At 54.3% G+C, this 11,802-nt stretch carries 7 protein-coding genes; 3 read left to right on the plus strand and 4 right to left on the minus strand.

Annotated elements, in window-relative coordinates; genetic code table 11:
- Nucleotides 1-40: 40 nt before the first annotated feature.
- Both AYI87_RS14385 and AYI87_RS14390 read right to left on the minus strand, forming a co-directional pair.
- Nucleotides 41-1,342, minus strand: a complete 1,302-nt coding sequence (locus AYI87_RS14385; RefSeq protein WP_144203258.1) for an NAD(P)/FAD-dependent oxidoreductase — start codon at nt 1,340-1,342, stop codon at nt 41-43.
- Nucleotides 1,343-1,654: 312 nt separating this feature from the next.
- The gene (locus AYI87_RS14390) at nt 1,655-2,029 is read right to left on the minus strand and encodes a cytoplasmic protein (RefSeq protein WP_144203260.1); all 375 of its coding nucleotides are present in this window, start codon (nt 2,027-2,029) and stop codon (nt 1,655-1,657) included.
- A gap of 466 nt (nt 2,030-2,495) precedes the next feature.
- Here AYI87_RS14390 and AYI87_RS14395 point away from each other — a divergent pair, with 466 nt between their 5' ends.
- Both AYI87_RS14395 and AYI87_RS14400 read left to right on the plus strand, forming a co-directional pair.
- Nucleotides 2,496-3,653: an efflux RND transporter periplasmic adaptor subunit gene (locus AYI87_RS14395; protein ID WP_144203262.1), complete on the plus strand. Its 1,158-nt coding sequence runs from the start codon at nt 2,496-2,498 to the stop codon at nt 3,651-3,653.
- Between the two features lie 12 nt (nt 3,654-3,665).
- Nucleotides 3,666-6,788 carry an efflux RND transporter permease subunit gene (locus AYI87_RS14400; protein ID WP_144203264.1) on the plus strand — a complete coding sequence of 1,041 codons (3,123 nt, stop codon included), beginning with the start codon at nt 3,666-3,668 and terminating at the stop codon, nt 6,786-6,788.
- Nucleotides 6,789-6,866: 78 nt separating this feature from the next.
- On the opposite strand, the gene AYI87_RS14405 is transcribed toward AYI87_RS14400, so the two are convergent.
- Complete coding sequence (locus AYI87_RS14405) at nt 6,867-7,076, minus strand: cold-shock protein (protein ID WP_144203266.1); 210 nt, start codon at nt 7,074-7,076, stop codon at nt 6,867-6,869.
- Nucleotides 7,077-7,895: 819 nt separating this feature from the next.
- Nucleotides 7,896-9,044 (minus strand): L-threonine dehydrogenase, encoded by a 1,149-nt coding sequence (gene yiaY / locus AYI87_RS14410; RefSeq protein WP_144203268.1) that lies wholly within the window; start codon nt 9,042-9,044, stop codon nt 7,896-7,898.
- A 515-nt stretch (nt 9,045-9,559) separates the two neighbouring features.
- On the opposite strand from yiaY, the gene malQ reads away from it, so the two are divergent.
- Nucleotides 9,560-11,779, plus strand: a complete 2,220-nt coding sequence (gene malQ, locus AYI87_RS14415) for a 4-alpha-glucanotransferase (RefSeq protein ID WP_144203270.1) — start codon at nt 9,560-9,562, stop codon at nt 11,777-11,779.
- Nucleotides 11,780-11,802: the final 23 nt, after the last annotated feature.

An 11,802-nucleotide genomic window follows, 5' to 3' on the forward strand; every position in this document is an offset into this window, starting at 1 on the left:
GGCGCTCGACGTGCACCTCGATTGTCACTTGGTTAACGTCTTAGTGCAGCTTGAGGTGAGGGTGGATGATACGGCTTATCCCCTTGGCGAACATCAACAGGGTGCCTTTAAATATCCCATGTAGTTCAATTAGATGGCGCCGATAGAGTGAGGTATAGACGAACCTGGCTATCTTGCCTTCCACCAATACGCCACCGCCGATGAAGGACATCAGGTTGCCCACGGTATGGAACTTGGACAGGTTTACCAGGGAGCCGAGATCTTTATAGAGGTACTCCTTTCTGGGAGGCTGCCCGGCTAGCATCAGGCTGATGTTGTCCGCCGTCATCAGCGCCATCTGCCGCGCCGACTGGCCTCTCGGCGGCACCCAGGAGCCGTCTGGCTGCGGGCAGGCGGCGCAGTCGCCGATGGCGAAGATGTGGGGATCCCGGGTGGTCTGCATATTGGGCTTAACCATCACCTGATTGATCTGATTGCTTTCCAGGCCGCCAATTTCACGCATGAAGTCGGGGGCCTTCACCCCGGTGGACCAGATAGTCATGTCGCTGGCGATGGTCTGGCCGTCGCAGGTATGCAGCGCAGTCTCATCCACCCGGTCGATGCGAGTATTGGTCATGACCCGAACGCCTATCTGATTGAGCTGATCCGTTACCGCCTGGGAGATCTCCTGCTTCTCCACCTTGGGCAGGATGCGCGAGTCTGCCTCGATCAGCGTGACCTCTAATAGGCTGGTATCTATCTTGTAGCCGAAGCCACTGAGCTGCTCCACCGCATGGTGCATCTCGGCCGACATCTCGACTCCGGTCGCTCCAGCGCCGACCACGGCGATTTTGATCTTGTCGTCCAGCTGGTGGTGGCTGGCATAACGCATAAATTTGTTGAGCAGCATGGTGCGGATCTGCATCGCCTGTTGGGTATTGTCGAGGAAGACGCAGTGCTCCCTGACCCCAGGGATCTTGAAGTCGTTGGCGATGCTGCCGATGGCCAGCACCAGATAGTCGTAGTCTATGCGCCTGGCGGGCAGGAGTTCATTGTCCTTTTCGTCTAGGATGGGCGCCAGGATCGCTTGCTTGTGCTCGCGGTCGATATCTGTCATCGCCCCCTGCTGAAAATGGTAGCCGTGGGCGGCGGCATGACCTCGGTAGCTGATGGCGTCTATGCCGATATCCAGCGCCCCAGTGGCGACCTCGTGCAGCAGGGGTTTCCAGATATGGCTGTCGGCGCAGTCGATAAGGGTGATCTTGGCCTTGCCCTTACGTCCCAGTTTACGACCCAGCTTGGTCGCTATCTCCATCCCACCCGCACCACCGCCAACGATGACGATATTGGCCACTGCACCCATGAGGCTATTGCTCCTATATTCAGCTTAAGTTGATGATTGACCGGCATTGTTCTGCCAGCAAAATTGTCTTGAATCGAGAAAAGTGTAAGCTTGAGGTGATGTTTTGGCAATTAGCCTAAATTGGCGTGATTAAGCGGGTAAAAATAGCGGTTTTGTATATAACAAATTGTTTTGCAAGTGATGTTGTTTCTATTTTTTGAGATTTTATCTAGTGTTTGTCACATTTTGGTGCGGCGTAAATGTGATCTAGATTGTTTTGTGAGCAGAAAAATGTGAGCCAGATCTTGTGTGTGATCTGGCTCAGGGGGATGGCTACGCGGCAGAGTCGAGCTTAGATAATCTCTGGTGATAGTCTTTGATCAGATGCGCCATGATTTCCTGCACCGAGCTGTCTTTGGTGGCATCGTCCATGAAGATCTTAAAGGTCACTAAGATGTGACCATCATTTTTCAGGCGATCACTCTGCATCGAGAAGTAGGCACTCTCACCATCGGCTTCTCTGACGATAAAGCCATCTTGTTCGAAGATACGGTGGCCGGATCTGTCGTGCCACTTGGTGATGCGATTCAGACCGATTTCGCATGACTGATTGAATTCAATATGGTTTTGCCATGTAGTTGGGTGAGCGGGATCCTTAATGTGCGGGCATCTGACTGTATAGTTATAGACATGAGAAATGGCTGTCATAAATTACCTTCCTGATTATGGATACAAGGGCCATCATAGGCACTGCATTTCTTTAGGGTCAACAACTATTCGTCCTGTATTTGCCGATTTACCCGGCCATGGGAGAAGACCCTTGACCTGTTGTAGCACGATAGGATTGGCCATAACCTTGTGCTGTGTCTCATTTTTAAGCCCATTTTGCCATCTGCTTAATAAAGCATCAGCTAATAGACGTTTTTAACCCGAATCGGCCTATTTTGTTCAAACTCACGCTCAGAAAAATCCACTGACCCGCGCCGCTAATCCAAGATGAAAAATTTAAAAAATGCCAAATGAGTCAGTTAATTGGCCTTGCTATTCCTGGTGAAAGCATTAGCTTGTTACTAATATGATAAGCAGTTGTAAATGACGCTGCCCGTCATTCTCATCTGTCTGCCGTCTGATGAAAGTTATCCATGAATTGTCGCTTGGCGCTCTGGAGGCCCTAATGCTTGGTAGAAACGCTTCACCTCTTTCTATACTCACCCTGTTTAGCTCGGCGCTGCTGCTCGCGGCCTGTGGCAAGGCGCCGGCCCCCGGGCCTGCGGTTATGCCCAGCGTGGTGGTCAACACCGCCCAGGTGAAGGAGATCCGCGCCAAGACGGAGATCGTCGGTCGCACCCGGGCATCGGAAGATGTGGTGATCAAGTCGCAGATCCAGGGACAGCTGCTTAAGCGCACCTTTGTCGAGGGTGATGACATAGATGCGGGCGAGCTGCTGTTTGAGATAGACCCCTCCACCTTCGAGGCCGAGTTGGCGCAGCAACAGGCGGTGCTCAAGCAGGCGATCGCCTCGCGCGATGTGGCAGTGATGAACTGGGAGCGTGGCCGTCGCCTGCTACCCGATGGCATGATCAGCGCCCAGGATATGGATGAGCTTACCAGTCGTAAGCTGACCACGGCGGCGGGGGTGGTGCAGGCCGAAGCGGCAGTGAAGGCCGCCGAGTTGCAGCTGAGCTATACCAAGGTTTACGCGCCCATCTCTGGCCGTATCAGCGGCGCCAAGGTGAGCCAGGGGGATATCATCACGCCTCAGTCTGAGCTGGCCAGCCTGGTGCAGTTGCAGCCCATGTGGGTCAACTTCCAAGTCGCCGAGAAGACCATCATCTCCGCCAAACAGAACTTTTCCAAGGCCGCCAAACATGAGGTGAAGCTCTCGGATATCGTGATACGTCTGCGCCTGCCCAACGGCACCATGTTTGACGAGACTGGGCATATCGACTTTGTCAGCAACCGAGTCGACGCCGCCACCGGTACCCTAGAACTGAGGGCCACCTTCAACAATGAGAGTAAGCTGATGCTGCCCGGGCTGTTTGTGACTCTGGTTATCGAGTCGCCCATTAGCGAGCAGGCCATCTTAATTCCACAGGCGGCGGTGCAGGAAGATCAGCAGGGACGTTTCGTCATGGTGCTGGATGGTGACAACAAGGTGCAGAAGCGGGTGGTCGAGCTGGGTGACAGGTTCGGTGTCGACTGGCGTGTGCTCAGTGGCCTCAACGAGGGCGAACGTATTGTGGTGGATGGTCTGCAGAAGATCCGTCCGGGTATCGAGGTGAAGGCTGTCGAGCAGCAGGCGGTGCCTTTCCAAGAAGCTAACGATGCCTAATCGGGGGTCATTATGATCAGTGAGTTTTTTATTCATAGGCCGAAATTTGCCTTCGTGATCTCAACCGTGCTGACTCTGGTGGGCTTGATCTCCATCCCCATCTTGTCGGTGGCCGAGTTCCCCGAAATTGCGCCGCCACAGGTGAGCGTCAGCACCAGCTATTCCGGGGCCAGCGCCGACATAGTCAAAGACACAATAGCCCAGCCCATAGAGGCGGAGGTCAACGGCGTCGAGGGGATGCTCTACATGCAGTCCAAGAGCGCCAACGACGGTAGCTACTCCCTCAACGTCACCTTCGATGTGGGCACAGATGCCGACATGGCCCAGGTGAAGGTGCAAAACCGGGTGCAGCAGGCGATGCCCAGACTGCCCGAGGAGGTGAAACGTCAGGGGGTTAAGGTTGAGAAGCAGAGCCCCAACATCCTCATGGTGGTAAACCTGGTTAGCCCCAACGAGACCTTCGATTCCCTGTTTATCACCAACTACGCTGGCCTGAACGTCAAAGACGCCCTGGCGCGGCAGAAGGGGGTCTCTAAGGTGCAGGTGATAGGTGCCCTGGACTACGCCATACGTATCTGGCTCGATCCCAACCAGATGGCCAGCTTCGGCGTGACCGCCAGCGATGTGATTGCCGCCCTGAGAGAGCAAAATATTCAGGTGGCCGCCGGTCGTATCGGCGCCGCGCCTGTGGACCCCCAGCAGCAGTTTCAATATACCCTGCAGACCAAGGGACGCCTGAAAGATCCCGAGGAGTTTGGCCGGGTGATGATACGCGCTAATCCCGATGGCTCTAAGGTGATCGTCTCAGATGTCGCCCGGGTCGAGCTGGGCTCTCAGACCTATGATGCCCAGGGTAAGCTTAACAACAAACCCTCTGCCATCATCGCCATCTATCAGGCGCCGGACGCCAACGCCCTGGAGGTCGCCGATGCGATAAAGGCCGAGATGGAGACCCTCGCCAGCCGCTTCCCGGACGACCTCGAGTACAAGGTGCTCTATGACACCACAGAATTTGTCGAGACCTCGATAACCGAGGTGGTGCAGACCCTGTTTATCTCGGTCGCCCTGGTGGTGTTTGTGGTCTATATCTTCCTGCAGGATGCGCGCTCGACCCTAGTGCCTGGGATCGCCATTCCCGTCTCTTTGATAGGTACCTTCGCCTTCCTGTTGGCCTTCGGCATGAGTATCAATACCGTCTCTCTGTTCGCGCTTATCTTGGCGATCGGTATCGTGGTGGATGATGCCATTGTGGTGGTGGAGAACGTCACCCGCCTGATGGAAGATGAGGGGCTGTCGCCCACCGAGGCGACCTCCAAGGCGATGAAAGAGGTGACGGGCCCCGTTATCGCCACCACCTTAGTGCTGCTGGCGGTGTTTGCCCCCACGGCTGTGATGCCGGGGATCACAGGGCAGATGTATGCCCAGTTCTCTGTGACCATCTGTATCTCTGTGCTCATCTCCTCGGTCAACGCCCTGACCCTGAGTCCGGCACTGTGCGCCTCCCTGTTGAAGCCACCCAAGAAACACACCCATGGCTTCCACTACCTGTTTAACACCTATTTTGAGCGCTTTACCGGCGGCTATATGAAGCTGGTTTCCTCACTGGTGCGTAAGCTGGTGCTGGTGGGGGTGGCCTACGCCTGTTTGATCGGCGTCACCGGCGGTATCGCCAAGGTGTTGCCATCGGGCTTCGTGCCCATGGAAGATAAGAAGGCCTTCATGGTGGATATTCAGTTGCCCGATGGTGCCTCACTCAATCGCACCGAAGAGGTGATGCGTGAGCTGGTGACGCTGACGCTGGCTGAGCCTGGCGTGGAGAATGTGATCCATGCCAGTGGCTTTAGCATCCTGACCGGTTCTGTTTCCTCTAACGGCGGCCTGATGATCGTGACCCTGTCGAGCTGGGAGGAGCGAGACTCGCCCGACATGGTGGAGGAGGCGATCGTCGCCAGGTTACAGGCCAAGTACGCCGCCAATCCGTCGGTGAAGGCGATGGCCTTCTCGCTGCCACCTATCCCGGGTGTGGGGAGTGTCGGCGGCTTCGAGTTTGTGTTGCAGGATACCCAAGGGCGTTCGCCCCAGGAGTTAGCCTCTGTGATGCGGGCGCTTATCATGAAGGCCAACGAGCAGAGTGAAATCGCCATGGCCTTTAGTAACTTCCGCGCCGACGTGCCACAGATGTATGTGGATGTGGACAGAGACAAGGCCAAGGCGCTGGGGATCTCCTTAAATGAGATCTTCTCCACCATGCAGACCATGCTCGGCTCTATGTATGTCAACGATTTCAACCGCTTTGGTAAGGTGTTCCGGGTGATACTCCAGGCCGAAGGCGAGTTTAGAAATTCCGACAAAGACATTGCGAGCTTCTATGTCCGCTCGGCGAGTGGCGAGATGGTGCCCCTGAGCACATTGGTGAAGGTGACGCCTATCCTGGGGCCGGATGTGATGAACGCCTATAACATGTTCAGCTCGACTACCATCAACGGCTTCCCGGCCCCAGGCTTTAGCTCGGGAGATGCCATTGCGGCAATGGAAAGGGCGGCAGCTGAAACCTTGCCGGCAGGCTACAAGTTTGAGTGGACGGGGCAGACCTACCAAGAGATCAAGGTGGGCAACCTGGCGCCGCTGATCTTCGCCCTGGCCCTGGTGTTTACCTATCTGTTCCTGGTGGCCCAGTATGAGAGTTGGAGCATTCCCTTCGCGGTCATGCTGGCGGTGCCGATCGCCATCTTGGGGGCCTTCCTCAACATCTTGTTGGTGGGAAGCGAGCTCAACCTCTACGCCCAGATAGGCCTGGTGCTCTTGATAGGTTTGGCTTGTAAGAATGCTATCCTGATCGTCGAGTTTGCCAAACAGCTCAGGGAGGAGGGCAAGAGTATTCTGGATGCGGCAGAAACCGCTGCGCGTTTGCGTTTTCGCGCCGTACTCATGACCGCCTTCTCTTTCCTGCTGGGGGTATTACCCTTGGTGATTGCCACAGGCGCCGGTGCCGGTAGTCGTCGCGCCCTGGGTTATTCCGTCTTTGGCGGTATGATGGCGGCGACCCTGGTGGGCACCCTGTTAGTGCCTGTGTTTTACGTCATCATGCAGAAGCTGCGTGAGCGCATGAAGGGTGAAGGCGCAACGAGCCAATAGTTAAAACTTGAGTTAAACCTTAAAATCTGGGCACAAAAAAGGCGACTTGAAGTCGCCTTTTTTTATCGAATCGTTCGATTAAGCCGGAACTACGTTCGCAGCTTGCAAGCCTTTTTGACCTTGCTCAACATCGAAGGTGACCTTTTGGCCTTCGGCTAGCGTCTTATATCCGTCAGATACGATAGCGCGGAAATGCACGAACACATCAGCGCCGCCATTTGCCTGCTCGATGAAACCAAAACCTTTATCTTCGTTAAACCACTTAACGGTACCAGTTGTATTAGACATATTTGTCCCTTATTCAATTCATTTAAAAAATCCGCGACGTTGCGGTATGCCGAGCCGTTGAATTATTGAGTATTACGATGAAGCTAAGGGAAAACTGAGGACAAAAATGGTGAAGATTTGACTAAGGTTTTGACTTTTACTTGATACTTTAAACTAATAACCCTGAACAACAGAGCCCGACTAAGATAACACACTTTAGCCATTTACCTAGGGTTTATTTTCGCCATCATGGAGGATACCTGTTGCGCAAAATTTATATGGCAGTGCTTTCATGGGCTTATGGTAATAAAAAAAGTTACTGCCTCTCGGGTACTTTAGGTCTCTCTTTGTCATTTGTTGTGGCTGAGTGATAGTGCGGAACATCAGGGAGAAGAAAAAGGCTCGCCGGCAATAGTTGCCGACGAGCCTTTTAGCTAGCTGAATCTTTGCAGGGAAAAAGCGAGCTAACACCATTTTATAACACATGTATCCGAAGGGACTAGTCCAAAAGTGTGACATGAAAAGAGTATTTAGCTATTAGTGCTGGATTTTTATGATAAAAACTTCGAAAAGCCGGGTGTTTCATTGCTAGATGAGTGATTTTGTTTGTATCTCGGCCGTTTGCCGAGGCTTTGACTCGGGAAGCTCGATAAGAGTGACCTCACTCGAGTGGGGTAAATTTTAACCAGCCAGTACACCTGATGATAAAAAACTGATCGAGAGAAAGCAGTTTTGGCTGAAAGAGAAGGAATAGCTGTGCGGTGATTAAAAAGGCCCACCAGAGGTGGGCCTTGGGGAATTTCTACTTGCAGGGAGAAATTCGAAACTTGCTAGGCTAGCCTATAGCGCGTTGGTGAAGATCTGACAGATCTCTTCGTGGGTCGCCTGTTTAGGGTTAGTTAGACCGCAGGCATCTTTCAATGCGTTGTCGGCAAGCGTTGGAATATCTTCTGCCTTCACGCCCAGCTTGGTGAGGTTCTCAGGGATCTTCACCGCAACAGACAGCGCCTTGATCGCATCGATTGCGGCCGTTGCGCCTTGCTCGTCTGTCATGGCGCTGACATCGACACCCATTGCCTTGGCAACATCTTTAAGACGCGGCGCGGCAACCTGTGCGTTGTAGGCCTGAACGTGTGGTAGCAACAGGGCGTTACAGACGCCGTGTGGCAGGTCATAGAAACCGCCTAACTGGTGCGCCATGGCATGAACATAACCCAGGCTGGCGTTGTTAAAGGCCATACCTGCCAGGAATTGAGCGTAAGCCATCTGATCGCGTGCTTCAAGGCTCTTACCATTCTCAACCGCTTCTACCAGGTTATCTTTGATAAGCTCGATCGCCTTGATAGCGCAGGCATCTGTGATAGGGTTGGCGGCGATAGAGACATAGGCCTCGATGGCGTGTGTCAGGGCGTCCATACCGGTTGCGGCGGTCAGGCCAGCAGGCTTGAGCAGCATCAGTTCGGGATCGTTTACCGACAGGATAGGCGTGGTGTGCTTGTCGACGATTGCCATCTTGATGTGACGGGCTTCGTCTGTGATGATGCAGAAACGAGTCATCTCACTGGCGGTACCGGCTGTGGTGTTGATGGCGACCAGCGGCAGTTGCGGCTTGGCCGACATATCCAGGCCTTCATAGTCCTTGATGTTGCCGCCGTTGGTGGCAACCAGGGCGATACCCTTGGCGCAGTCGTGTGGTGAGCCGCCGCCCAGAGATACCACGAAGTCACAGTCATTTGCCTTGAGTAGCGCCAGACCCGCCTCGACATTGCCTACTGTTGGGTTAGGTTGCACGCCATCGAAGATAGTCGATGTGATACCCGCCGCGCCAAACTTCTCGACGATCTGACCCACAAGGCCGATCTCTACCAGTGGCTTGTCGGTGACGATCAGCGCGCGCTGAAAGCCTAAGGTTTTAATATCACCAATTGCGTCGTCAACAGCATTTTGTCCTAATACGTTGACTGATGGGATAAAAAATTTAGCAGCCATAAAATCACCTTTTTTATGCTTAAAGTTAAAAGTTGTTATCTTTTCTGGTAACTAAAGTACCAACGCGGTTATCGCAAAGGTGTGATCTTCCTCATAAATAGCGGTTATCCAGTCGAAAGCATGGCAAAAACTTAGATCAATACGACTAAATTTGTAAATTTATGACAAATACGAAATTTGACTGATTTTCAATTTCGAAAATCTATCACGTTAACTTTCATAAGTTGAAATTGACTCATTGCGGCCAAAGCACCCGATAATTAGCTGTTTATTTTCTGTGCATCTAATTAGGTCGCTTGCACAATATTTGTGCAGGCTGATTTTCATCAAACGCCCGATCGTCCAGTCACCTCATCAGCCTTACCCAAAAAGCTAGTTTTATAAATTGTTGATTATTATGCTTAAAAAGAGTTCATCGGATTGACATAAATCTGTCGTCAAGCTGTTACCTGTGCTTGGCATGTTTACTGCTCAAGGAAATAGGGCAGTTTGACTGACTAGCAGGGAAATGGGCGATGGGCTTAGAAAAGTTACTCTATTTGCAGGGCGTAGGCGCCAGCTATAGCGACTACTCGGGCCGCGTGGTGCACCATAGCCAGGCCGAGCGCTTAGGGCTTCTCGCCTGTCTGCTGGCTAACTGTACTCAGCCCAAGTTTCATCTGGATGATCTCAGCCCAGATGGTTTCGTCGCCGCCAATGGTGAGGCGATTGAAGAACGTAATTTCGACCTCGACGTCGCGCCCTGGCAGCGCCCCCTGGCGGTCTTTCAATTTGCCTGTCTGACTGAGCCAAGCTTTATCTTATCGCTGCCGGCCGAGATGCAGGGCGATCTTAGGGTGCACATCCTCACCGAAGGCGGTACTCAACTCGAGATGAGCATACCTTTTGCGGCGCTGGAGCGGGTGGGCGACTATTATTGTGAACCTCACCTCTATTACCGCTATAAGGTATCCATCGCGCCTTACCTGACTCAGGGGCAATCCCTGCCCATGGGCTATCACAAGCTGCAGGTGATTTTCAGTAAAGCCGCCGTTGATGCCAGTGTTTTAGATTGGCAAACCGAGGGCCATCACGGCACTTGGCTACTGGCGCCGCCCAAGGCTAAACAGCTACGGGAGACGGATAAACCCTGGGGGGTGAGTATTGCCCTCTATAGCCTGCGCAGCGACAGTCAGTGGGGCATAGGGGACTTTGGCGATCTGGGGGCCTTGATCGCCTGGCTCGGGGGCTATGGCTGCGACTTTATTCAGCTCAATCCGCTCCATGCCCTGGGGGATTCCTTCAATCTGGAAGAGGCCTATATCAGCCCCTACAGCCCGAGCGACAGACGCAGGCTCAATCCCCTCTATATTCATATCGAGCAAGTCCCCGAGGCCAATGAGATAGCGCCGCTGCTGCAAACTCTCGCCCTGGATCGCGAGCGTCTCAACCGCGACAACTGGCTCGATTACCCCAAGCTCACCCAGCTCAAGTATCGCCTCTTTATCGCCCTCTATCAGGTGTTTAGCCGCGATGTGCTGGGCAGTGGTGGGGCGCGCGAGCAGGCCTTCATGCAGTTTGTGGCCCAGGAAGGGGAGGCGCTGAGCAGTTTCTGCCAGCTGGAGGCTGACAAGGCCTCGGCCCAGGGAGAGCAAATGGCCGCAGATCCCCAGTTGCATCGTTACTTACAGTTTGTCGCCCACGAGCAGCTAATCGCCTGTCAGCATCAGGCACTGGCGGCGGGCATGAGCATTGGCCTTATCGGCGACATGGCGGTTGGCGTGCGCGGCGATGGCGCCGAGGTGCATCACAATCGAGATGCCTATTGCCAGCAGGCCAGCATAGGTGCGCCGCCGGATGATTTTGCCCCCAAGGGGCAGAACTGGGGGCTGACGCCGCCGGATCCTATCGCCATGGCCCAGTCGGGCTTTAGCCATTTTATTGCCCTTATCCGCAGCAACATGCGCTACTACGGCGCCCTCAGGCTAGATCATGTGATGGCGCTGCTGCGTCTCTGGTGGTGGCCGAGTGAGCCCAAAGAGGCTCCCGGGGCCTATGTGTACTACCCCATAGACACCCTGCTAGCGATCGTGCGCCTTGAGAGCATGCGCAGCAACTGTGTGGTGATAGGCGAAGATCTCGGCATAGTGCCGGACGAGGTGCGCGCCAAGCTCAGCGATGGTGGCATCTATGCCAACGAACTCTTCTATTTCTGCAGGCAGGGCGAGGCCTTCAAGTCGCCACAAGATCACAGGGCCGACAGCCTGATGATGCTGGCCAACCATGACGTGCCTACGCTACTGGCCTGGTGGTCTCAGAGTGACCTGCATCTTAAGCGTCAACTGGAACTTCTTGAAAGTGACCAGGCGCTAGAGCATGCCCTTGCGCGACGCGACGGCGAGCGCCAGCAGCTGCTGGCCTGGCTCGAGGCCAACGGTGAAACGGCCTCGCTGGAGGAAGACTATCTGCTTCTGCTCAGCGCCTGGGTGACGGTGGCGGCGCGTTCTCATTCGCGCCTGTTTAGCGTGCAACTGGCGGATCTCTGCTGCGAGCGGCACGGGGTCAACATCCCCGGCACCTGGCAGGAATATGCCAACTGGCAGCGACGGCTGCCCTATAGCCTGACCAGCCTGAGACAGTCGCCCTCGATAAAGCGCCTGCTACGCCGCATCGTCGAGGGACGCAGCTCGGCCGAGGCCAGCGAGCAATTTTGCCGGGCAGGCGATCGCCTTCGTCAGCCTGTTTTCAGCCGATGACACAGCTATGACACTCCTATGAA

The sequence above is a fragment of the Shewanella sp. KCT genome, from assembly GCF_007636505.1.
Lineage (GTDB): Bacteria > Pseudomonadota > Gammaproteobacteria > Enterobacterales > Shewanellaceae > Shewanella > Shewanella halotolerans.

Coding starts and splice junctions, on each gene's coding strand:
- AYI87_RS14385 (WP_144203258.1), bottom strand. CDS start 1,342: ATGGGTGCAGTGGCCAATATCGTCATCGTTGGCGGTGGTGCGGGTGGG.
- AYI87_RS14390 (WP_144203260.1), bottom strand. CDS start 2,029: ATGACAGCCATTTCTCATGTCTATAACTATACAGTCAGATGCCCGCAC.
- AYI87_RS14395 (WP_144203262.1), top strand. CDS start 2,496: ATGCTTGGTAGAAACGCTTCACCTCTTTCTATACTCACCCTGTTTAGC.
- AYI87_RS14400 (WP_144203264.1), top strand. CDS start 3,666: ATGATCAGTGAGTTTTTTATTCATAGGCCGAAATTTGCCTTCGTGATC.
- AYI87_RS14405 (WP_144203266.1), bottom strand. CDS start 7,076: ATGTCTAATACAACTGGTACCGTTAAGTGGTTTAACGAAGATAAAGGT.
- yiaY (WP_144203268.1), bottom strand. CDS start 9,044: ATGGCTGCTAAATTTTTTATCCCATCAGTCAACGTATTAGGACAAAAT.
- malQ (WP_144203270.1), top strand. CDS start 9,560: ATGGGCTTAGAAAAGTTACTCTATTTGCAGGGCGTAGGCGCCAGCTAT.